This window comes from Mycetocola manganoxydans (genome assembly GCF_003667545.1).
GTDB classification, from domain to species: domain Bacteria; phylum Actinomycetota; class Actinomycetes; order Actinomycetales; family Microbacteriaceae; genus Mycetocola_A; species Mycetocola_A manganoxydans.
In genome coordinates this window covers 107,030-128,753 of the sequence record NZ_RCUV01000006.1, presented here as the reverse complement: position 1 = coordinate 128,753, position 21,724 = coordinate 107,030, and the positions used below count along the sequence as shown (strand labels likewise).

At 66.1% G+C, this 21,724-nt stretch carries 27 protein-coding genes; 1 reads left to right on the top strand and 26 read right to left on the bottom strand.

Annotation, left to right across the window (positions count from 1 at the left end):
• Positions 1-2 precede the first annotated feature (2 nt).
• The 9 genes from D9V29_RS06205 to glmS form a co-directional block, all read right to left on the bottom strand.
• The gene (locus D9V29_RS06205; protein WP_121672466.1) at positions 3-332 is read right to left on the bottom strand and encodes a hypothetical protein; all 330 of its coding nucleotides are present in this window, start codon (positions 330-332) and stop codon (positions 3-5) included.
• A 14-nt stretch (positions 333-346) separates the two neighbouring features.
• The gene (locus D9V29_RS06200; protein WP_121672465.1) at positions 347-1,024 is read right to left on the bottom strand and encodes a DUF4190 domain-containing protein; all 678 of its coding nucleotides are present in this window, start codon (positions 1,022-1,024) and stop codon (positions 347-349) included.
• A gap of 200 nt (positions 1,025-1,224) precedes the next feature.
• A complete protein-coding gene (tsaD, locus tag D9V29_RS06195; protein ID WP_121672464.1) occupies positions 1,225-2,292 on the bottom strand; it encodes a tRNA (adenosine(37)-N6)-threonylcarbamoyltransferase complex transferase subunit TsaD in 1,068 nt (355 codons plus the stop codon).
• Positions 2,289-2,777 (bottom strand): ribosomal protein S18-alanine N-acetyltransferase, encoded by a 489-nt coding sequence (gene rimI / locus D9V29_RS06190; RefSeq protein ID WP_121672463.1) that lies wholly within the window; start codon positions 2,775-2,777, stop codon positions 2,289-2,291. The genes tsaD and rimI overlap by 4 nt, the downstream gene beginning before the upstream one ends.
• The gene (tsaB, locus tag D9V29_RS06185; protein WP_121672462.1) at positions 2,774-3,391 is read right to left on the bottom strand and encodes a tRNA (adenosine(37)-N6)-threonylcarbamoyltransferase complex dimerization subunit type 1 TsaB; all 618 of its coding nucleotides are present in this window, start codon (positions 3,389-3,391) and stop codon (positions 2,774-2,776) included. The genes rimI and tsaB overlap by 4 nt, the downstream gene beginning before the upstream one ends.
• Before the next feature lie 33 nt (positions 3,392-3,424).
• Positions 3,425-3,883 carry a tRNA (adenosine(37)-N6)-threonylcarbamoyltransferase complex ATPase subunit type 1 TsaE gene (gene tsaE, locus D9V29_RS06180; protein WP_121672598.1) on the bottom strand — a complete coding sequence of 153 codons (459 nt, stop codon included), beginning with the start codon at positions 3,881-3,883 and terminating at the stop codon, positions 3,425-3,427.
• 20 nt (positions 3,884-3,903) lie between these two features.
• Positions 3,904-5,010 (bottom strand): alanine racemase, encoded by a 1,107-nt coding sequence (gene alr, locus D9V29_RS06175; RefSeq protein ID WP_121672461.1) that lies wholly within the window; start codon positions 5,008-5,010, stop codon positions 3,904-3,906.
• Positions 5,007-5,396 (bottom strand): holo-ACP synthase, encoded by a 390-nt coding sequence (locus D9V29_RS06170; RefSeq protein ID WP_121672460.1) that lies wholly within the window; start codon positions 5,394-5,396, stop codon positions 5,007-5,009. Before D9V29_RS06170 ends, alr begins: the two co-directional genes overlap by 4 nt.
• A 31-nt stretch (positions 5,397-5,427) precedes the next feature.
• Positions 5,428-7,278, bottom strand: coding sequence for a glutamine--fructose-6-phosphate transaminase (isomerizing) (gene glmS / locus D9V29_RS06165; protein WP_121672459.1), 1,851 nt, complete (start codon positions 7,276-7,278; stop codon positions 5,428-5,430).
• Between the two features lie 35 nt (positions 7,279-7,313).
• Between glmS and coaA the strand changes: the two genes are divergently transcribed.
• The gene (coaA, locus tag D9V29_RS06160) at positions 7,314-8,270 is read left to right on the top strand and encodes a type I pantothenate kinase (RefSeq protein ID WP_121672458.1); all 957 of its coding nucleotides are present in this window, start codon (positions 7,314-7,316) and stop codon (positions 8,268-8,270) included.
• Positions 8,271-8,331: 61 nt separating this feature from the next.
• On the opposite strand, the gene glmM is transcribed toward coaA, so the two are convergent.
• The 17 genes from glmM to D9V29_RS06075 form a co-directional block, all read right to left on the bottom strand.
• Positions 8,332-9,693: a phosphoglucosamine mutase gene (gene glmM / locus D9V29_RS06155; protein ID WP_121672457.1), complete on the bottom strand. Its 1,362-nt coding sequence runs from the start codon at positions 9,691-9,693 to the stop codon at positions 8,332-8,334.
• 27 nt (positions 9,694-9,720) lie between these two features.
• Complete coding sequence (gene rpsI / locus D9V29_RS06150) at positions 9,721-10,206, bottom strand: 30S ribosomal protein S9 (RefSeq protein WP_121672456.1); 486 nt, start codon at positions 10,204-10,206, stop codon at positions 9,721-9,723.
• A 28-nt stretch (positions 10,207-10,234) separates the two neighbouring features.
• Entirely contained in the window at positions 10,235-10,681 is a 447-nt protein-coding gene (gene rplM, locus D9V29_RS06145; protein ID WP_121672455.1) for a 50S ribosomal protein L13, read from the bottom strand.
• A 137-nt stretch (positions 10,682-10,818) separates the two neighbouring features.
• A complete protein-coding gene (truA, locus tag D9V29_RS06140) occupies positions 10,819-11,742 on the bottom strand; it encodes a tRNA pseudouridine(38-40) synthase TruA (protein ID WP_373294818.1) in 924 nt (307 codons plus the stop codon).
• A gap of 15 nt (positions 11,743-11,757) precedes the next feature.
• On the bottom strand, positions 11,758-12,798 hold the full coding sequence (locus tag D9V29_RS06135) for a GNAT family N-acetyltransferase (protein ID WP_121672453.1): 1,041 nt from the start codon (positions 12,796-12,798) through the stop codon (positions 11,758-11,760).
• Positions 12,799-12,878: 80 nt separating this feature from the next.
• A complete protein-coding gene (rplQ, locus tag D9V29_RS06130) occupies positions 12,879-13,400 on the bottom strand; it encodes a 50S ribosomal protein L17 (protein WP_121672452.1) in 522 nt (173 codons plus the stop codon).
• A 48-nt stretch (positions 13,401-13,448) separates the two neighbouring features.
• Positions 13,449-14,441 (bottom strand): DNA-directed RNA polymerase subunit alpha, encoded by a 993-nt coding sequence (locus D9V29_RS06125; protein ID WP_121672451.1) that lies wholly within the window; start codon positions 14,439-14,441, stop codon positions 13,449-13,451.
• A gap of 125 nt (positions 14,442-14,566) precedes the next feature.
• Complete coding sequence (gene rpsK / locus D9V29_RS06120) at positions 14,567-14,965, bottom strand: 30S ribosomal protein S11 (protein WP_121672450.1); 399 nt, start codon at positions 14,963-14,965, stop codon at positions 14,567-14,569.
• Positions 14,966-15,008: 43 nt separating this feature from the next.
• Positions 15,009-15,383, bottom strand: a complete 375-nt coding sequence (gene rpsM, locus D9V29_RS06115; RefSeq protein ID WP_121672449.1) for a 30S ribosomal protein S13 — start codon at positions 15,381-15,383, stop codon at positions 15,009-15,011.
• Between the two features lie 139 nt (positions 15,384-15,522).
• The gene (gene rpmJ, locus D9V29_RS06110; protein ID WP_090712353.1) at positions 15,523-15,636 is read right to left on the bottom strand and encodes a 50S ribosomal protein L36; all 114 of its coding nucleotides are present in this window, start codon (positions 15,634-15,636) and stop codon (positions 15,523-15,525) included.
• Positions 15,637-15,709: 73 nt separating this feature from the next.
• Positions 15,710-15,931 carry a translation initiation factor IF-1 gene (infA, locus tag D9V29_RS06105; protein ID WP_111720612.1) on the bottom strand — a complete coding sequence of 74 codons (222 nt, stop codon included), beginning with the start codon at positions 15,929-15,931 and terminating at the stop codon, positions 15,710-15,712.
• 146 nt (positions 15,932-16,077) lie between these two features.
• Complete coding sequence (locus D9V29_RS06100; protein WP_121672448.1) at positions 16,078-17,223, bottom strand: mannitol-1-phosphate 5-dehydrogenase; 1,146 nt, start codon at positions 17,221-17,223, stop codon at positions 16,078-16,080.
• Positions 17,220-17,660, bottom strand: a complete 441-nt coding sequence (locus tag D9V29_RS06095) for a PTS mannitol transporter subunit IIA (protein ID WP_121672447.1) — start codon at positions 17,658-17,660, stop codon at positions 17,220-17,222. Before D9V29_RS06095 ends, D9V29_RS06100 begins: the two co-directional genes overlap by 4 nt.
• Positions 17,657-19,237: a PTS mannitol transporter subunit IIBC gene (locus D9V29_RS06090; protein ID WP_121672446.1), complete on the bottom strand. Its 1,581-nt coding sequence runs from the start codon at positions 19,235-19,237 to the stop codon at positions 17,657-17,659. The genes D9V29_RS06095 and D9V29_RS06090 overlap by 4 nt, the downstream gene beginning before the upstream one ends.
• Positions 19,234-20,850: a phosphoenolpyruvate--protein phosphotransferase gene (gene ptsP / locus D9V29_RS06085; protein ID WP_373294824.1), complete on the bottom strand. Its 1,617-nt coding sequence runs from the start codon at positions 20,848-20,850 to the stop codon at positions 19,234-19,236. The genes D9V29_RS06090 and ptsP overlap by 4 nt, the downstream gene beginning before the upstream one ends.
• Before the next feature lie 64 nt (positions 20,851-20,914).
• Positions 20,915-21,181, bottom strand: a complete 267-nt coding sequence (locus tag D9V29_RS06080; protein WP_121672444.1) for an HPr family phosphocarrier protein — start codon at positions 21,179-21,181, stop codon at positions 20,915-20,917.
• A complete protein-coding gene (locus D9V29_RS06075) occupies positions 21,174-21,530 on the bottom strand; it encodes a PTS sugar transporter subunit IIB (protein WP_121672443.1) in 357 nt (118 codons plus the stop codon). The genes D9V29_RS06080 and D9V29_RS06075 overlap by 8 nt, the downstream gene beginning before the upstream one ends.
• Positions 21,531-21,724 lie beyond the last annotated feature (194 nt).

The window sequence follows — 21,724 nt, the reverse complement described above, 5'->3', positions numbered from 1 at the left end:
GGTTATCTCCAGGCTTTGATGAGGCTCGCCACGAAAAACGGAGCTGCGGACAGCGCGGTGACGATGTGCCTGCGTGAGCGTGAACTGATGGCGGGAATGAGGACGAGCGGGACGGCGGCAGGCAGGAGCAGGAGACCAGCGCGGTTGCGGCTCCAGAAGAGGGAGCTCGCTGCGATCCCCGCGAGGCTTGCCGTCGAGATGTAGAGCGCGTGGTGGATCCAATGGGCGCGACCGGTCCTCAGTGTGCCGGTGGCGACCGCAGCGCCGAGGGCGCAGTTGGCGACGTAGCTCGTCGTTGCGGCGGTGAAGAGGATGGCAGGGTTCACGCTCACGTGCGCTTCCTTTCCTAGGAGCTCGTCAGGGCGAGCCAGGTGATGATGCTGTACGCCAGCCAGCCCGCGGACAGCAGGAGTCCGATGATTCCGGTGACGATGGCGGCGAGGGCGACACCACGGGCATGTGGTTCCCGTGACCGCGCGATGAACCCGAGGACGATGGCGACGATCGACAGCGGCAGGGTCCAGCCGAAGATGATCCCGCCGAGCACTCCGATGCTGCCGAGGACGACCCCGGTGGTACCCAGCCGGGATGCCGGCTGGGCCGGCGTGGACGCGGGGACGGGGGCGGCAGCGGGGTAGGGCTGCTGGTGCGCGGCACCGGCAGCCGGGTACGCGGGCTGGCCGTTGGCCTGCTGCCCGTACTCAGGCTGTGGCTGTGGCTGGGGGTATTGCTGGTGCTGTGGCGGCTGTCCGTACGGTCCCTGCTGGGCTGGTGGCGTCGGCGCGACCGGGGAGCCCTGTGGCCCGAAACCGGGCGAGCTGGGCGGTGCGAACTCGGTGTGGGCGGGTGGCGCCTGGGGGGCGTGCCGTCCGGTCGGAGCCTGGCCGTACGGGTTCGGCGGAGGTGTCTGGGCGGGATACGGTGCCGGTGCGGGCGGCGACTGCTGCTCGCCCGCGCCAGGAGCGGTCCGGGGCGGAAGCGGCGGGCGCTCCGGCAGATCCTCGGGGCGCTGGGGGTCTGTCACTGAGGTTCTCCTGTCGCCGAAGCACTGAGCCGGTGGCACCCCCGACGGCGTCAGCGGGCATCCAGAGTGACACCCTATCGCGAGGATTCGGGTGAATCCGGATGCGCGCCGCATCCGGTATATTGCTCCGTCGGTATTGGCGGATTTCCGGCGGCGGCATCAACCGGTGTCGACCGAGCAACGCCCGATCCGTCGGACGTTCAGTGCACCTGGATCTCGGTGACAGGGAGCGTGGAGTCGGCAGGAAAGTCGAGCGTCGACGGCGCATGGCCCGCCATGATCAGCTGCGCGCCGAGTTCGGCGATCATCGCTCCGTTGTCCGTGCACAGCGACAGCGGCGGGATGCGCAGCGCGACTCCGGCTGCCGCGGCCCGCTCGGCGGCCAGTTCACGCACCCGGGCGTTCGCCACGACGCCACCGCCGAGGAGGAGGCGTGGCACGCCGTGGTCGGCACAGGCCGCTATCGCTTTGGTGAGGAGCACGTCCGCGACCGCTTCGCGGAAGCTCGCCGCGACATCCGCCACCGGCACCTCGTTGCCGAGGTCCTGCTGCTTCTCGACCCACCGCGCGACCGATGTCTTGAGCCCGGAGAAGGAGAAATCGTAGCGGTGCTTCGCCATGTCCTTGGGGTGCGTCAGCCCACGGGGGAACCGGATCGCCGTCTGATTGCCGACGGCGGCGAGCCGGTCGATCTCCGGGCCGCCTGGGTACGGCAGCCCGAGGAGGCGTGCGACCTTGTCGAAAGCCTCCCCCGCCGCGTCGTCGATGGTCTCGCCGAGCAGTTCGACATCGCTGACGAGGTCGCGGACGAGGAGCAGCGAGGTGTGCCCTCCCGACACGAGAAGGGCGATGGTCGGGTACTCGAACGGTGTCCCTGACTCGTCGAGGATGTCTGCACCGACGTGGCCCACGAGGTGGTTCACGGCATAGATCGGTTTGTCGAGAGCCACGCTGAGCGCCTTCGCCGCCCCGACACCGACCATGAGCGCACCGGACAGGCCGGGACCGGATGTCACGGCGATGGCGTCGAGCTCGTCGAGCGTGATTCCCGCCTCGGCTACAGCGGCGGTGAGTGCGGGCACGAGGGCTTCGAGGTGGGCTCGAGCAGCGACCTCGGGGACGACGCCGCCGTACCTGGCGTGTTCGTCCATCGACGACGCGATGGTGTTGCTGAGCAGCGACCGCCCCCTGACGATGCCGATCCCGGTCTCGTCGCATGACGTCTCGATCCCGAGAACGAGCGGGGCAGCTCGGTCGACCCCGTTCACGGTGCTCCGATCGGTGTCGAGGGTCGGGCGAGAACGAGTTTCATCACGATGGCATCCACGTCGTCTGGTTGGTAGTAGCCGGGGCGCACGCCGATGCCGACGAAGCCGAGGGAATCGTAGAGCGCCTGCGCGGCGGCGTTGTCGGCGCGAACTTCGAGGAACACGTCGCGCACACCCGCCTCCCGAGCCTTCCGGATCAGCGTATGCATCAGCACACGGCCAAGCCCCATCCGGCGGGCCTCTGGGGCGACGGCGATGGTCTGGACGTCGGCTTCCGTTGCACCGGGAAGGAGCATGAGCCCGGCGTAGCCCTGCACGATCTCCGGCGCACCGATCGGCGTCGCCACAACGTACGAGGTGTTCGTCGACTCGAGTTCGTCGCGCAGCATCGACTCGGACCAGGCGTCCGTCGCGAAGACGGAGCGCTCGATCTCGAGGATCCGGGACAGGTCGGCCACCACTGCGCGGCGTAACTGCCACGTCATGAGGTCACGCGTTTCCGCGACGAGATGCTGACATCCGGTGACCGGAGATACAGCGGTTCGTCTGCTGCGAAATCGTTGCCGGCAGCCCAGGTCAGCTCGGCGAGCATGCCGAGGGCTCCCGCTGACACCGCTGCGGCCTCGAGCCGCGTACCGGTGGACTCGGGAACATCCTCTGGCCTCGCGAGCCCTGGGCCCCCGACGCGAACCGGCAGGCCGGCAGCAGACAGACCCGCGTACGCCGACCAGTACAGTTCCTTGCGCCGCGCGTCGGTCTCGACGAGAAGGTCCCCTTCGTTGCCTGCCGAGTACCACGCGAAGGCGACGGCATCATGGCTGACGAGTGGCACGACCGGTTTCCCCGCGCCGAACGCGAATGCGCGCGCGGCGGCGATGCCGATCCTCAACCCGGTGAACGGACCGGGTCCCATGCCGCAGGCGACCGCGGAGAGATCGGCGGGGACGACCCCGGCCTCGCGGAGGGTGTCGCCCAGGAGCGCGCCGACGACCTCGGCGTGACTCATGGTGTCATCGATCGCCTGTTCGGCGAGGATGCCGCCAGCCAGGTCGACCACGGCGACGGAGGTGCCGGTGGAGGAATCTATGGCGAGAAGCACGCGGTCAAGCCTACGCGCTCAGGAAGTGCGGCATCACCGGGCCGTTGCCCGGGTGATGCGGATGCGACGGGGCTCGTCCCCGGCATCCGCCACGTCCCCATCCACCTCGCTTTGGGACGCGCCGGTCGGCCGCTCGATTTCGACATCGACCCATCCCGGGGCGATCGCGTCGACGAGCCCCCTGCCCCACTCGACGATGACGACGCTCCTGGCGTAATCGATGTCGAGGTCGTCGAGTTCGATGGCCTCGCTCAGCCGGTACGCGTCGACGTGCACGAGTGGCGGACCTCCGACGAGGTTGGGATGGGTGCGGGCGAGGACGAAGGTGGGACTCGTCACCGGCCCGCGAACACCGAGCCCCTCACCGATACCGCGCGTCAGAGTGGTCTTGCCCGCCCCGAGCGGCCCGGTGAGGACGAGCAGGTCTCCCGCCTGGAGGGAGGCGCCGAGCCGGATCCCGAGTTCGTGCATGTCGTCCGACGTGTCGACCATCGCCTCGAACGGCAGCTCGATCACCGGACGTACCGCCTCTCGACGCGTGCGCCGATCCGGGTGACGATCTCGTAATTGATCGTGCCTGCGGCTTCGGCCCACTCGGTGGCACTCGGGACACCGGAGACCGGGTCGCCGAAGAGGATCACATCGTCTCCCACGGCGACGTCGAGGTCCCCGACGTCGACGACGAACTGGTCCATGGCGATGCGACCGGCGACAGGAAACCGGGAACCGGCGATGACGACGTGCCCGGCGCCGGAGGCCTGGCGTGGGACCCCGTCCGCGTATCCGAGCGGAACGAGCGCGAGGGTGGATTCCCGCTGGGTCCGGTAGGTGTAACTGTACGAGACGCCACTGCCGGCAGGCAGTCGGCGGACCGCCGCGATCCGTCCCATCAGGGTCATCGCGGGCACGAGGCCGAGATCCGCGGAGCTCCGGTCGTCGAACGGCGAGAGACCGTACATGCCGATGCCGATCCGGACCGTGTTGAACCGGGCGTCTGGGAGGTCGATCGCCGCCGCTGTCGCGGCGAGATGGACGAGGTCCGGCCGGAGTCCGGCGTTCTCGGCGAGGGCAAGCCCCCGGCGGAAGACGGCGACTGCCGCCCGGTCGTCCTCGGCCGACGCGTTCGACAGGTGCGAGAAGATTCCGCGGATCGAGAGCGAGCCTGCCTCTTCGAGGCGCCGGGCATGGTCGAAGACGGCAGCCCAGTCGGCCTCCGCGACACCGTTCCTGCTGAGTCCCGTGTCGAGCTTGAGGTGCACGGCAGCGCGCGACGTGCCTGCCGCGCGAGCGACGGCATCCAGCTGGGCGGCCGAGGACGCGCCGAGGTCGATTCCCTCCCTCACGGCCGCGGAGAAGTCCGCCCCCTCCTCGTGCAGCCAGCAGAGCAGGGGCGCGTCGATCCCTGCGGACCGCAGGGCGAGCGCCTCGGTGATGTCGGCGGTTCCGAGCCAGTCCGCTCCGCCCTCGAGAGCGGCACGCGCTACGGGCACAGCACCGTGCCCGTAGGCGTCGGCCTTGACCACCGCGAGGAGGTGATGGGTACCGATTCGAGCGCGCAGGGTGCGGATGTTCGCCGTCACGGCTCCCAGATCGACGAGCGCCTCCCGAAAGGCCGTCATGCGGCATCCGTCCCGGCGTCGCCGAGAGGAGCTTCAGCGCGCTCGGCGAGCACGAAGGCGATCGCCGCCCCAGCGTCGTGGCTCATCGACAGATGCAGTGAGGTGATCCCGCGCGCGGCGACGACGGCTGCCGTCTCGCCGGACAACTCGAACCGCGGGTCGCCCTGCGGGTCGTTGGTCACGATGATCTCGAGCCAGTGCACGCCGTCAGAGCTTCCGAGGGCCTTGATCAGCGCTTCCTTGGCGGCGAACCGGCCGGCGAGGGAGCGAAGCGGCTTGTCCTGTTCGCTGGGAGCGAACAGGCGATCGCGCAACCCGGGAGTCCGGTCCACCGCACGCTCGAAACGTGCCAGGTCGACCAGGTCGACTCCGATGCCGACGATCACGCTGTTCCTCTCTCCCCCGCCGGGAGTCCGGTTACTCGACGGTGACGGACTTGGCCAGGTTGCGGGGCTGGTCGACATCGAGACCCTTCGCGCTCGCCAGTTCCATTGCGAAGATCTGCAGCGGGATGACGGCGAGGAGCGGCTCGAACAGCGGCCCGGCCAGCGGGATGCGAAGCACCACGTCTGTGAACGGCAGAACCGACGCGTCGCCCTCTTCGGCGATGGCGATGACCTTCGCGCCGCGGGCACGGATCTCCTGGATGTTGGAGACGACCTTCGAGTGGATGGTCGCTGACGCGCGCGGGCTTGGAACGACGACGAAGACCGGCTGGCCTGGCTCGATCAGCGCGATCGGGCCGTGCTTGAGCTCGCCGGCGGCGAAGCCTTCGGCGTGGATGTACGCGAGCTCCTTGAGCTTGAGCGCGCCTTCGAGCGCGATCGGGAAGCCGACGTGGCGGCCGAGGAACAGAACGGCGCGGGAGTCGCTCATCCATCGGGCGAGCTGGACGACGACATCCTGCTCACCGAGGATGGTGCGGATCTTCTCCGGGATCGCGAGGAGTTCGGCCGACTGCTCGGCGAGCATCTCGCTCGACTGGCTACCGCGGACGCGCGCGAGATGAAGCGCGAACAGGTACAGAGCGGTGATTTGAGCGACGAATGCCTTCGTCGACGCGACGGCGACCTCCGGGCCGGCGTGGGTGTAGACCACGGCGTCGGATTCACGCGGGATGGTCGCGCCCTGCGTGTTGCAGATGGACAACGTCCTGGCGCCTGCTTCGCTCGCGTACTTCACGGCCATGAGCGTGTCCATGGTCTCACCGGACTGGCTGATGGAGACGACGAGGGTCTGCGGCGTGATGACGGGCTCGCGGTAACGGAACTCGTGGCTGAGCTCGACATCGACCGGGATTCCGGCCCATTTCTCGAGCGCGTACTTGCCGACCTGGCCGGCGTATGCGGCTGTACCGCACGCGATGACCACGATGCGGTTGATGTCGGCGAACAGCTCGTCAAGACCGTTCAGTTCGGGGATGACAACCCGGCCCTCTTCGTCGATGCGGCCGCGCAGGGTGTTGGCGACGGCATCCGGCTCTTCATCGATCTCCTTGGCCATGAAGCTGGACCAGCCGCCCTTCTCGGCAGCGGAGGCATCCCACTGGATCTCGAACGGCTCGACCTCGACGGCCTCGCCGAAGAAGTCCGTCACCGAGACGGCGTCAGGGGTGATGGAGACGATCTGGTCCTGGCCGATGGCGAGGGCGCTCTGGGTGTACTCGACGAATGCGGCGACGTCGGATGCGAGGAAGTTCTCGCCATCGCCGAGGCCGATCACGAGGGGTGAGTTGCGGCGAGCTCCGACGACGAGGCCCGGCTCTTCTTCGTGCACGGCGAGGAGGGTGAACGCGCCCTCGAGCTGCGCGACGACGTGCTGGAAGGCCTCACGGAGGTTCTTGGTCTTGCGGTATTCGCGACCGAGGAGCACCGCGGCGACTTCGGAGTCGGTCTCGCTGATGAACGTGTAACCGTCGGCGACGAGTTCCTTCTTGAGTGGCGCGAAGTTCTCGATGATGCCGTTGTGGATCAGGGCGAGCTTGCCGTCGTCACCGAGGTGGGGGTGAGCGTTCTGGTCGGTCGGAGCGCCGTGGGTCGCCCAGCGGGTGTGCCCGATTCCGGTGTGGCTGGTTTCCATGGCACTCGCCTTGACGTCTCCGGCGAGCACGGCGAGCTTTCCGGCCCGCTTACGGGTGCGGATCGCACCCGTCTCGTCGATGACGGCGACGCCGGCGGAGTCATATCCGCGATACTCCAGACGGCCGAGACCACTGAGAAGAACATTAATACTGTCGTTGTTGCCAACGTAACCGACGATTCCACACATGGGCTCAACGATAGCGGCAATAGACTGGGAACCTTATGTCGGACCCCTCCCACGGCTCAACCGCGACCGCGCAGCCCACTCCGTTCGTGGAAATCGACCGTTCTGACTGGTCGAGACTCGCGCCCACCGCCGAATCCCCCCTCACGGACGCCGAGGTGTTCCAGCTGCGTGGTCTGGGCGACCGGCTGGACCTGCGGGAGGTCGAAGAGGTCTACCTGCCCCTCAGCCGGCTGCTGAGCCTCTACGTCGCCAACGCCAAGAAGCTGCATGAATCGACGAGCGCGTTCCTCGGTGAGAAGACGGAGCGCACGCCGTTCGTCATCGGCGTCGCCGGCTCCGTCGCCGTCGGTAAGTCGACGGTGGCACGCCTCCTCCGTGAGCTCATGTCACGCTGGCCGGACACGCCGCGGGTCGAACTCATCACCACGGACGGGTTCCTCTACCCCAACGCCGAACTCAAGCGCCGCGGGATCATGGACCGCAAGGGATTCCCTGAGTCGTACGACCGTCGCGCCCTGCTCCGTTTCGTGAGCGCTGTCAAGAGCGGTGCGCACGAGGTACGGGCGCCGTTCTACTCGCACCTCAAGTACGACATCGTGCCCGACGCGCAGGTGGTCGTTCGCCGGCCGGACGTCCTCATCGTCGAAGGGCTCAACGTCCTTCAGCCGGCCGGAAACGGGAACCGCCTCACGGTGAGCGACCTCTTCGATTTCAGCGTCTACGTCGACGCCAGGTCCTCCGACATCGCGACCTGGTACGAGGAGCGGTTCATGGCTCTGCAGCGCGGAGCGTTCACGAACCCCAATTCGTTCTTCAACGTGTATGCGTCGTTCACCGAGGATGAGGCCCGGGAGAAGGCGCGGTTCTACTGGCGTGAGGTCAACGAGCCGAACCTGCTCGAAAACATCCGTCCCACCCGCGCACGAGCGAAACTCGTGCTGCGCAAGGCGTCAGACCATACGGTCAGCCAGGTACTTCTCCGCAAGGTGTGAGACAGCAAAACAGCCCCGGTCGCTCGAAGGAGCGGCCGGGGCTGTTTCATGATCAGGGCTGTCAGACGGCGAGGCGCTCCCGCACGACATCCGCCAGGGCATGCGCGAGACGGTCGGCTGTCGGCTGATCGGCCGCTTCGACCATCACCCGAACCAGTTGCTCGGTGCCACTCGGCCGCAGAAGAACCCGGCCGCTCTCACCGAGTTCCTCCTGGGCAGACAGCACCGCTGCCGCGAGGACCTCGTCGGTGTGGATGCCGTTGCGGTCGACGTCCTTGACGTTGACCAGGATCTGCGGGTACACATCCATCACAGCGGCGAGTTCAGCGGCGGTCTTACCGGTGCGCGCCATCTCGCTGACGAGGTGGAGTCCGGTCAGGATGCCGTCACCCGTCGTCGCGAATTCGCTCATGATCACGTGGCCGGACTGCTCGCCCCCGAGGGCGTAACCGTTTTCGTTCATCTCTTCGAGAACGTATCGGTCCCCGACCTTGGTCTTCACGACGGAGATGCCGTGCTCTTCCATGGCGATGGTCAGACCGAGGTTGCTCATCACCGTGGCCACGAGGGTGTTGTCGGTGAGGTGACCCCGCTCCTTCATCGAGACGGCGAGGATGGCCATGATCTGGTCACCGTTGATGACGGTGCCGTTGGCGTCGACAGCGAGGCAGCGGTCGGCGTCGCCATCGTGAGCGATGCCGATGTCTGCACCGTGCTCGAGAACGGCTTTCGCCAGCAGGTCGAGATGGGTCGATCCGACGCCATCGTTGATGTTCATCCCGTCGGGGTCGTTCCCGATGATGGTGAGCGTCGCTCCCGCGTCCCGGAACACTTCGGGCGACACTCCCGCAGCGGCACCGTGGGCACAGTCGAGGACGACGTGGAGCCCGTCGAGGCGATGAGGGAGGCTGCCGAGAAGATGCACGACGTAGCGGTCCTCGGCATCCGCGAACCGGCGGATCCTGCCGACTCCTGGCCCGGTGGGCGCGAGGTTCGGCTCGGTGAGGTAGTGCTCGATCCTGGCTTCGACGTCGTCGGGCAGCTTGCGACCGCCGCGGGCGAAGATCTTGATCCCGTTGTCCGGCGCAGGGTTGTGGCTCGCCGAGATCATGACGCCGAAGTCCGCGTCGATGTCGGCGATGAGGAAGGCCGCGGCGGGGGTCGGGATGACTCCAGCGTCGAGGACGTCGACACCGCTCGACGCCAGGCCTGCGGCGACGGCGGCTGCGAGGAAGTCGCCGGAGACACGGGGGTCGCGGGCGAGCACGGCGACGGGGCGTTTCCCGGCGGCGCGGCGGGCCTCAGCACTACGGCCTTGCCCAAGCACCACTGCGGTGGCTTGGGCAAGGCCGAGAGCGAGGTCTGCCGTCAGGTCGACGTTCGCGAGTCCGCGAACGCCGTCAGTACCAAACAGGCGAGACATGACAAGCAGTCCAGAACCGAGGCGCGATTAGCGCTTCGAGAACTGAGGTGCCTTACGTGCCTTCTTGAGTCCAGCCTTCTTACGCTCCTTGACGCGAGCGTCGCGGGAGAGGAAGCCGGCTGCCTTGAGCGTTGCGCGGTTGTTCTCTTCGTCGATCTGGTTGAGCGCACGCGCGATACCGAGACGAAGGGCTCCCGCCTGGCCCGAGGGGCCTCCGCCGGAGATACGTGCGATGACGTCGTATCCACCTGCGAGGTCGAGAACCGTGAACGGGTCGTTGATGAGCTGCTGGTGCAGCTTGTTCGGGAAGTAGTCTGCGAGCTCACGGCCGTTGACCGTGATGGTGCCCGAGCCGGGAACGAGGCGCACGCGGGCGATGGCCTGCTTGCGACGGCCGACGGCTGCGCCGGGAACGCTCAGCGCCGGGCGAGCTGCCTTGGGGGCTGCTTCGTTGGGCGTCTCGGTGGAGAAGCTCTCCGGGGCCGATGCGATGGAATCTGAAATATTCGCCACTGTAGGAATCCTTATGTCTCTTCGGCGCTTACTGGGCGACCTGGTCGAGGGTGTACGTCTTGGGCTGCTGAGCGGCGTGCGGGTGCTCGGAACCGGTGTAGACCTTCAGCTTGCGCAGCTGCGCAGCGCCGAGGGAGTTCTTGGGGAGCATGCCGCGAACAGCCTTCTCCACCGCGCGGGAAGGGTTCTTCTCGAGCAGTTCGGCGTAGGTCACAGCCTTGATGCCGCCCGGGTAACCCGAGTGGCGGTATGCCTTCTTCTGGAGGAGCTTCTGGCCGGTGAGGGCAACCTTGTCGGCGTTGATGATGATGACGAAGTCACCGGTGTCCATGTGGTTCGCAAAAGTCGCCTTGTGCTTTCCACGGAGGAGGATGGCGACATGGCTGGCCAGGCGGCCGAGCACGATGTTGGTGGCGTCGATGATGAACCAGTCCCGCTGGATCTCAGATGCCTTGGGGGTATAAGTGCGCGTCACAGTAGTGCTGCTTTCTTGTCGTAAGTTGGTTGGTCGTGAATCCCGCTCCGTTGGGAGTTCCAGAACTGGAACGCCGCAGGTGGAGGGCTCAACTTCGGATGCCGCACTGCAGGGAGCGCAGACACCAAGGGGTAAGCCTACCCGGCCTCATCATCAGGGTCAAACTCGGCGAACGGGTCCGGGCCGTCTGCGAGCGACCGGCGCTGCCTGGTCAGCTCGGCGCGCTGCCCGAGGAGGGCATCGGAGGGATAACCGACCTCGGCGAGGGTCAGGCCCCGCGCGGGCATGACGGCGAACTCGTTGGAGCGCTCGAGTTCCGCTCGCAACCGTTCGGCGTCCTGGACGTCGAGCTTCCCCTCCCCCACGGCGACGCAGACTCCGACGAGCGCCCGCACCATGCTGTGACAGAACGCATCGGCTCGCACGTCCGCGACGAGAACGCCGTGCGCATCCCTTCGCCAGCTGAAGCGCTGGAGGGTACGGATGGTCGTTCGCCCTTCCCTGGGACGGCAATAGGTCGCGAAATCCCGCAGCCCGGTGAGACTCGTGGCGGCGGCGTCCATGCGCGCCACGTCGAGCGGGGCAGGATGCCACGTGGTCTGCGCTCGTTCGAGGGGGCTCCTGAACGACAGGCTGTCAGCGATCCGGTACTCGTACCGGCGCCACACGGCGGAGAAACGGGCATCGAAGCCCGGTGCGGCAGGAGCAGCGTTCGTGATCACGACATCGGGATACTGGCCGAGAACACCGTTCACCTTGCGGCGGAGGGCACTGCCCGTCGGGTGCAACCCGTCTCGCGTCGCCCTGCCACGACGGACACGCTCGACGCGGTCGGCGTCGAGATCGAGGTGAGCCACCTGACCGGTGGCGTGAACTCCCGTGTCTGTCCGGCCGGCCACCGCGACGAGGATCTTCTCGCCCTGCTGGCCGAGGATGGTTGCGATCGCATCCTCGAGAACACCCTGGACAGTGCGGAGCCCCGGTTGCTTCGCCCACCCTGCGAACCCGGTCCCGTCGTACGCGATGTCGAGTCGGAATCGCTGGGTCTGGGTCACCCCCACAGTTTACGGTCGCCGTCAGTATTCGATGACGAGGGCGATCTCCTGCGTGGTCGCACGGAATCCGAGCCGTTCATAGAGGCTGTTGGCTCCCGTCGGGCTTGCGGTATCGACGTCGAGGACGGCGCGTTCCAGCCCGGCCTCCCCGAACGACGTCAGCAATCGGGAGATGAGTGCTGGAGCGAGGCGCCGTCCACGCCAGTCTCGGACGACGCCGATCAGCTCGATGTATCCCGAGCTGAAGCCCTGCGCCTCCCAGTCGTGTTCGTTCAGCGAGGTGAGGGCGAACGCGACGACACGGGCATCCGCCCCTGAGCCTTCGAGCGCCACCCACGACAACTCCGGCCGGAACTTCGAGCTGCCCGTGAACTTCGCCCACTCCTCCGGCACCCGTGGCTGGCTCCCCCAGTGATCTCGGAAAGCATCATTGCGCGCCAGTCGGGCCGCTTCGAACAGGTCGGGAGTGCAACGCAAGATTCGGATGCCGTCTGGCGCGGCGATCTCGGGCACAGGCTCCGCCGCCACACGGTTCATGGTGGTGAAGTAGCGCGAGATCACGAAGCCCATGTCCTGGGCGAGAGCGAGAGCCGCGTCGTTCCCGTTCGCCACGTCGATCATCGACCACCCAGGGATCGTCTTCTCCGACGAGGCGAATTGCTGGCGGGATCTGCCGCGCTGCCAGTCGAGCAGGCACCGGCCGACACCTCGCCCGCGGAGGTCGGGTCGCACCGTTCCCGGCAGGTAGGACTGCACGCGGCTGTCCTGACCCGGCCCGAGGATCACGAATCCGTACGCGGCAACAGCGCCGTCGGCGTCGAAGCCGACGAGCGAATCGCGGGACATGTCGATGTGGGCGGCCCGGAAGTCCTCCTCGAGGTCCTCCCTCGTCGTCGTCCACTCGGGGTGATCGAGCCGATCCGAGAGGGCCTGTGTTGCGAGAATCGCGTCGATGTCCTCCGGGGATGCGGGACGCCACCTGGCGACATCCGCGTGGCTCGGAATCGGGAGTTCCTGTGGGGCGTCGACGCGGCTACTGAGGGGAAGCGTTACCGAGGTCATCCCTCCAGCCTATGGGGAGTGCAACGACGAAGCCCCCGGCATCCTCGCGGATGTCGGGGGCTTCGCTGATCGCGAAATGCCTACTTGTCTTCGGCCTTCTCGGCGTCAGCGGCTTCGGTGTCTGCGTCAACGACCTCAGCCTCAGGGGCTTCTTCGACGGCTGCTTCGTCAGCAGCGGTCTCCTCGGCGACGACCGGTGCGGCCTTCTCCGTGGTGGTCTTCGACTTCTTCACCTTGGGGGTGACGGGCTCGAGAACCAGTTCGATCTGAACCATCGACGCGTTGTCACCCTTACGGAAACCGAGCTTCGTGATGCGGGTGTATCCACCCTCACGCTCGGCGACAAGGGGGGCGATCTCGGTGAAGAGCTCGTGCACGACCGAGGTGTCTCCGATCACACGCATGACGCGACGACGGGCGTGGAGGTCTCCACGCTTCGCGAAGGTGATGAGGCGCTCGGCGATCGGACGGAGGCGCTTGGCCTTCGTCTCGGTCGTCTTGATGCTCTTGTGGGTGAACAGGGCTGCGGCCAGGTTGGCGAGCATGAGACGCTCGTGTGCTGGGCCGCCTCCGAGGCGGGGGCCTTTAGTGGGAGTAGGCATTGTCGTTAATCTCCAGTGTCAATAATGAAAAGGCGTCGAGGACGAGCCTTAGTTGCTTGTCTCGTCTTCGTAACCCGAGTAGAAGTGGGCGCCGTCGAATCCGGGGACCGAATCCTTGAGCGAGAGGCCCATTTCCACGAGCTTGTCGCGAACCTCATCGACCGACTTCTGTCCGAAGTTGCGGATGTTCATCAGCTGCGTCTCGCTCAGGGCGACGAGCTCGGACACCGTGTTGATGCCCTCACGCTTGAGGCAGTTGTATGAACGGACCGACAGGTCCAGGTCTTCGATCGGGATCGACAGTTCACTGGAGAGCACGGCGTCGACCGGCGCTGGGCCGATCTCGATGCCTTCAGCGGCGTTGTTGAGCTCACGGGCGAGGCCGAACAGCTCGACGAGCGTCTTACCGGCGGATGCGATGGCGTCGCGAGGCGTGATGGCCGCCTTCGTCTCGACATCGACGACCAGGCGGTCGAAGTCGGTGCGCTCACCGGCACGAGTTGCCTCGACGCGGTAGGTGACCTTGAGAACGGGTGAGTAGATCGAGTCGATCGGGATCTGGCCGGCCTCGGAGAACTCGTTGCGGTTCTGCGTGGCGGAAACGTAGCCACGGCCACGCTCGATGGTCAGTTCCAGTTCGAACTTCGCCTTGTCGTTCAGGGTGGCGATCACGAGGTCCGGGTTGTGCACCTCGACACCGGCAGGAGCCGAGATGTCAGCGGCGGTGACCTGACCGGCACCGGTCTTACGGAGGTAAGCGGTGATCGGCTCGTCGTGCTCGCTCGAGACAACGAGCCCCTTGATGTTCAGGATGATCTCGGTTGCGTCTTCCTTCACACCGGGGATGGTGCTGAACTCGTGCAGTACGCCATCGATGCGGATGCTGGTGACAGCAGCGCCCGGGATGGAAGAAAGCAGGGTGCGGCGAAGTGAGTTACCGAGGGTGTAACCGAAGCCGGGCTCCAGTGGCTCAATCACGAACCGGCTGCGGAACTCTGAGATGTTCTCTTCGGTGAGCGTTGGGCGCTGTGCAATAAGCACTATGTGTTCCTTTCGGCTAAGTGTCCGCTATATGACACTTGCAATGGCGAGGTATGAAGTTGTGTCGTCAACGGTCGATTGAGCAGTGCCTGCCAGGCACTGCTCAATCGACCATGAGTAGAGATTTAGACGCGGCGACGCTTGGGCGGGCGGCAACCGTTGTGCGCCTGCGGGGTGACGTCGTTGATCGAGCCGACCTCGAGGCCAGCGGCCTGAAGTGAACGGATCGCGGTCTCGCGGCCGGAGCCGGGTCCCTTGACGAAGACGTCAACCTTCTTCATGCCGTGTTCCTGCGCCTGACGCGCTGCCGATTCTGCGGCGAGCTGAGCGGCGAACGGGGTCGACTTACGCGAACCCTTGAAGCCGACTCCACCGGAGGAAGCCCAGCTGATGACGGCGCCCGTTGGGTCCGTGATCGAGACGATGGTGTTGTTGAAGGTCGACTTGATGTGGGCCTGGCCCACTGCGATGTTCTTCTTTTCTTTCTTACGCGGCTTGCGAGCAGCCGACTTGGGTGCAGCCATTGATTACTCCTAAATTCTTCTGGCGAGACTCGAGGCCGATGGCCTAGCGAGCCTTCTTCTTGCCGGCTACGGTGCGCTTCGGGCCCTTGCGGGTACGAGCGTTGGTCTTGGTGCGCTGACCACGGACGGGCAGGCCGCGACGGTGGCGGATGCCCTCGTAGCTTCCAATTTCGACCTTGCGGCGGATGTCGGCCTGAACCTCGCGGCGGAGGTCACCCTCCACCTTGTAGTTGCCTTCGATGTAGTCGCGGAGCTGGATCAGCTGGTCGTCGCTGAGGTCCTTCACGCGGATGTTTCCGTCGATTCCGGTGTCCGCGAGGGTCTGTACAGACCGTGTGCGTCCAACACCGTAAATGTACGTCAGTGCGATTTCCACGCGCTTATCGCGGGGAATATCTACGCCGGCGAGACGTGCCATGGTGGCTTCTCCTAGGAGTTAGTGGAGGTGTGGAGCAGTTCCTGTGCCCGGGCCTCCGACCCGAGGTGTCACTCGAATGAGATCTGGAACTGCCGAATATGTTGTGTTGCTGGTCGTGCGGTTCTCCCCGAGAGGAGGATTAGCCCTGGCGCTGCTTGTGGCGCGGGTTGTCGCAGATGACCATGACGCGTCCGTTGCGACGAATGACCTTGCACTTGTCACAGATCTTCTTGACGCTGGGGTTGACCTTCATGTGTTTCTCTCTTTTCGCTGTCGTCGTGCCGTGACGCCCGGTATGGACCTCAGGCCGTTACTTACAGCGCGTCCTACTTGTAGCGGTAAACGATCCGGCCGCGGGTCAGATCGTATGGGCTGAGCTCAACGATCACGCGGTCCTCGGGGAGGATACGGATGTAGTGCTGACGCATCTTGCCGCTAATCGTGGCAAGAACGCGGTGGCCGTTGGTCAGCTCAACACGAAACATCGCGTTGGGCAGAGCTTCGACTACTGCGCCTTCGATCTCAATGACACCGTCTTTTTTGGCCATACACTCACTGTCGCTCAAAGTAGGTCGCACTGGTCGTGCGGATGGATTGTGGTGCTGCTTGCTCCGTTTGGAGAACACACAGAAAGCGTGCACAAAGCACCAACGGACAATCCTATGTTAATTGGCGCCGATTCGCCAATCGATTCTCACGCCAGGGCGGTGGACACAATGCCGACGATTTCCCCGAACAATGGATGCTCCGGCGCCAGTCCGGTGACCTGCTCCACGAAGGCGGGAGCATCGAGTTCTGCGAGCATGCGCCGCATTTCGGCACTCTGCTCATCGTCGGCAACGTCGAACCGCAGCGCCTGCGCAATGGCGTCGAGGAGGGCACTGTGTCCCATCCCCCGTTCGGCGAGTTCGGCCGCCGGGCCGATGAACCGTTCGTGTCGTGACAGCTTGCGGAGCGGCTGGCGCCCGACCCTCTGGACGGTGTCTGGCAGGTGCGGGTTGGCGAACCGCCCGAGGATCTTCTCGCGGTAGGCAGCCTGGGCCTCAGCGTCGATGCCGTGCTTTGCGACGAGGAGTGCGCTCGTCTCTTCGAGAACGCTGCGCACCGCATCCGAGACCGCCGTATCGGCGAGGGCATCGGAGATCTTCTCGATTCCGGCAGCGAACCCGTAGTACGCAGCGGTGGCGTGGCCGGTGTTGACCGTGAACAGCTTTCGCTCGATGTACGGACCGAGCGCGTCGACGAATGTCGCGCCGGGGATGTCCGGCGTGTTCTCCCCGAACGGGCCTGACTCGATGACCCACTCGTAGAAGGTCTCGACCGTGACGTCGATGCCCGCCGAGGCTGCCTGGCCGGGGACGATGCGGTCGACGGCCGTGTTGGCGAAAATCGCGCGGGGACTCAGCGCCTCCCACTCGTCTGGCGCCACGCTCGCCTGCACCTCTGTCTTCAGCACGTCGGTGGCGTTGATGGCGTTTTCACACGCCATCACGGCGAGTGGCGCGAGTCCGGAGTCCCGCAGGGCGAGTGCCCGAGCGATCACAGGGGCGACGAATCTCAGGATGTTCGGACCGACGGCGGTCGTGACGACGTCTGCGGTCTGGATCTCGGAGATCAGCTCGTTCTCGGCGCTGGCACTGTTGATGGCACGGAAGCCGGTGACGGTGCGGATCTGCCCACCCTCACCGACCTCGTGCACGTCATAGCTCGGTGCCGCGTCGAGCTGGTCGATGAGCTCCGCGTTCACATCGGCGAAGACAACCTCGTAACCGGCGTCGTGAAGCAGCAGGCCGACGAATCCGCGACCGATGTTGCCCGCGCCGAAGTGAACGGCCTTCATTCTGCGTTGACCTCCTCGAGCAGCGCGAACAGTTCGTTCGCATCCGCCGCGTTGAGGAGCTTCTCGACCTCGTCCTCATCGGAGAAGACGATGGCGATCTTGGAGAGGATTTCGAGGTGCTCGTTGTTGAGCCCGGCGATACCGACGGCGAACCGGACCTCGTCACCGCTCCAGTCGATCGGTTCGGCGTACCTCACGATCGAGAGCGCCGACCGGGTGATGGAGTCCTTCGCCTCGTTGGTGCCGTGAGGGATGGCGAGGAAGTTCCCCATGTAGGTGGAGACGGATGCCTCGCGCTCGAGCATCGCGTCGACGTAGCCCGGTGTCACGGCTCCCGCCGAGACCAGGAGCTCTCCGGCCTCGCGGATGGCGTCGTCCCTCGTCGTTGCCGAGCCCGATGCCTTGATGTTCTCGGCGGTCAGGATAGTTCCGGTCATGCTGTTCCCCCCTGGTTGTTGCGCTTGACGATCTCGACCACGTCATCGTACTTCGGGCTGTTCATGAAGTTGTCGACGGAGACGTGCTGCGAGTTCGGCGATTTCTCCCTGGCCCGGTCGGTCAGGTCCTGGTGGGTGATCACGAGGTCCGCGTCCCCGGTGAGGTTCGCGATGGCCTGATTTGTCACGGTGATGCCGTCGACACCCGCCTTCTTGATCTTGTTGCGCAGGACGGATGCTCCCATCGCACTCGAGCCCATTCCCGCGTCGCACGCAAAGACGATGTTCTTGACGAGCGTCGTCGTTGCGGTGCCTCCCGCAGAGCCTGTGTCGGTGGTCCCCTCGTTGACGAGGCCGCCGAGCACGGAGCTTGACTTGCCCTTGTTCGCCTCGGTGGCTGCGACAGCGGCGCTCATGTCTCCGGCGTTGCCTGCGGCCAGGTCACGCTTGCGCGATGCCCGCAGGATGATCGCGGCGACGAGGAACGACACGGCGGTTGCGACGAGAACCGAGAGGATCACGCCGAGGTAGCTGTCGTTCGCCGTCTGGATCAGCACGGCGATGATGCTTCCGGGGGACGCCGGCGCGCGGAGTCCGCTCGAGAACAGCACGTTGGTGGCGACACCGGACATTCCACCCGCGATGACGGCGAGGAGGAGAGCCGGCTTCATCAGTACGTACGGGAAGTAGATCTCGTGGATTCCACCGAAGAAGTGGATGATGATCGCGCCGGGCGCGCTCGCGCGGGCGATGCCGAGTCCGAAGAACGAGTAGGCGAGGAGGATTCCGAGTCCGGGGCCGGGGTTGGCCTCGATCAGGAACAGGATGCTCTTTCCGCTTTCTTCCACCTGCTGCACACCGAGTGGGGTGAAGACGCCGTGGTTGATCGCGTTGTTGAGGAAGAGGATCTTGCCCGGTTCGACGAAGATGCTCACGAGCGGGAGGAGCGACAGGCTCACGAGCCAGTTGACCGCCGCCTCGAGCCAGGAGCTCAGTGTTGTGATGATCGGGGCGATTCCGAAGAAGGCGACGACCGCCAGAATGGCGCCGAGGATTCCCGCGGAGAAGTTGTTGACGAGCATCTCGAAGCCGGCCTTGATCTTGCCGTCCCAGATGCTGTCGACCTTCTTCATCAGCCACGCCGCGAGCGGGCCCATGATCATCGCGCCGATGAACATCGGGATCGAGGATCCGACGATCACACCCATCGTCGCGATCGTCCCGACAACGCCACCACGCTCACCGTAGATCATCCGTCCGCCGGTGTTGGCGATGAGGAGAGGGAGCAGGTAGGTGATCATCGGGCCGACCAGTCCGACGTACTGCGGGAAGGTCGTGCCGTCTTCAGCCTGCGCGAGCGTTGTCGCCGCGCCCTGCCAGCCGATGACATCCGCGTTGCCGAACCCGCCGAGGATGCCGTTCGGCATCCAGCCGGTCGCGATGAAGAATGCGGTGATGAGGCCCCACGCGATGAACGCTGCGATGTTGGGCATCACCATGCCGGAGAGGAACGTGCCGAACCGCTGGACGCGGACCCGGGCACCTCCCGGCTTCGTGGGGGTAGACGTCGTCGTCATGATCGTGCCTCTTTCAGGGTGAGTGCAGCGGCGGCAACCGCTGCGCGGGATTCGGCCGCCCCGTCGGCGGCCAGTGCGATTCCGGCGAGGTGTCGTGCCTCGTCGAGGGTGAATGTGAGCAGGGAAGCCCGGACGTCGACGAGCGCCGGGGTGGACATTGAGAGGCTCGTGGCGCCCAGCCCGACGAGCACGACGGCGAGCAGCGGGTCCGCCGCCGCTTCGCCACAGATCCCGACGGGTTTGCCTGCTGCGGCACCGGCTGCGCCGACCTCGCCGACGAGCCGGAGGACGGCGGGGTGCCACGGGTCCTGGAACGCCGCGACGGAACCGAGCATGCGGTCCGCCGCGAGCGTGTACTGGGTGAGGTCGTTCGTTCCGATCGAGGCGAAGTCACTTTCTGCAGCGACCTTGTCGGCGAGCAGGGCGAGCGACGGGACCTCGACCATGACACCGGCGGTCTTGATCCCGAACTCGCGTGCGAGGGCGACGAAGTACCTCGTCTCCTCGACGGTCGACACCATCGGGGCCATGACCCAGAGTTCGGCGTCTGTGGCGGCATCCGCCTCGGCGAGCGCCGTGAGCTGCTCCCGGAGGATGTCTTCGCTGGCGCGGAGGGCGCGGAGACCGCGCAGCCCGAGGGCCGGGTTCTCCTCGTGGGCGTCGTTGAGGAACTGGAGAGGCTTGTCCGCCCCTGCATCGAGCACGCGAACGACGACCTTCTTGCCGCCGAATGCCTCGAGCAAGCGGATGTAGTGCTCCTTCTGCTGCTCGACGGTGGGGGCGGATCCTCCGGCGTCGAGGAAGAGGAACTCGGTGCGGAACAGGCCGACGCCCTCGGCTCCGGCATCGGCCGCTGCCTGCGCGCCTGCGGACGAGCCAAGGTTCGCGAGCAGCGGGATGGCTGTGCCGTCGGCGAGCGCGCCCGGGGTGACCGGCGCGACAGCGGCGGCCTTCCGTTCGGCGATGCGGCGCTCGGCGTCTGCGACCTGCTCGTCGCTCGGGTCGGCGATCACGATGCCAGCGGCGGCGTCGAGAACGACGCGGGTGCCTTCCGCCAGCCCCGTGGCATCCGCTGCGCCGACGACGGCGACGATGGACTTCTCGCGGGCGAGGATCGCGGTGTGCGAGGTGGGGCCGCCGTCACTCGTGATGAGGCCGAGGACCTTGTCGAGGTCGAGCATGGCGGTGTCCGCAGGTGCGAGGTCGCGAGCGACGAGGATGAACGGATGCTCCGGGTTGGGAACGCCAGGCGCGGCCACTCCCCCGAGGTCCGCGATGACACGCTGTGACACGTCATCGAGGTCAGCGGCCCGTTCACCGAGGTAGCCGCCCATGGCGACGAGCTGGTCCCGGAAGGACGCGAACGCCTCGAACACGGCGCGTTCCGCTGTCTTACCCGCCGCGAGCGCTTCGTCGATCGCATCGGAGAGCATCGGATCTTCGGCCATCATGGCCTGGGCTTCGAGGACATCCTTCGCGGCTCCGCCCGCGGACTGGCCTCGGGCTTCGAGCTCCCTCGCGACGACGCCGAGCGATACCCGTGCCCGCTCGGACTCCTCGGCCTGCGACCGCGTACTCGGCGTGTCGGCCGGTTCGGGGAGCGGGTCGGACATGCGGGCGACGACACCGACGGCGACGCCCTGGCCGATGCCGGTCCCGGCGATCGTCCTCTCGAGCTCACTCGTCATGATCGGTCACCAGCAGTTCGACGAGTTCGTCGAGGACGGTTTCGGCGTTGTCGCCGTCGGCGGTCAGCGTGACGTAGTCCCCATGATCGACACCGAGAGAGATCACGCCGAGGATGCTTGCGGCATTCACCGGCTTGCCACTGCCCTTGGCGATGGTGACTTTGGACCCCGACGCACTCGCGGCCTGGGTGAAGAGTTTCGCCGGCCGCGCATGCAGTCCGTGGCTCGATCCGATTCGAACGGTGCGTTCAACCATGGGTGGGTCCTCCGTCGCTGCGTTGTGGTTCCCCCTGCGTCGACAACGCCCCTGCAGCTTCCAGGGCGAGATCGAGGGCTTCGTCACCGGATGGCGACGAGAAGATGGTGGCCGGAAGTACCGCGACGGCGACGCCGGCGGAATCGGCGCTGCGACGGACGTCGTCGAGGCGATTCCCGAGGTGCGGGCCGAGGAGCACGACGCCCGATCCGTCCAGTCGCTGGGGCAGCGAGTCGAGGGGGCAGGCCTCTGCCGTGACGGCCAGCGAGCGAGCGGTGGCGGACGTCCGGATGCGACGGGCAACGAAAGTACTCGACGCGCCCGCGCCACACACCACGAGGATTCTCATCGATCCGCCTCCGTTGCCGTCCCGAACAGTCCTGCGTCCCGCTCCTGGTGGCGGGCTGTCCCCGATTCTCCCGCTCAACCCGGGCCGGTGCCACCATGAACCCTTCCGCCTCCCCGGAAAGCACCCGTTTGCTCCCCCGGCGCCGCCCTTTCGATGGTTGACTCGACATGGACGCACCGCCGGCACCAGACTTC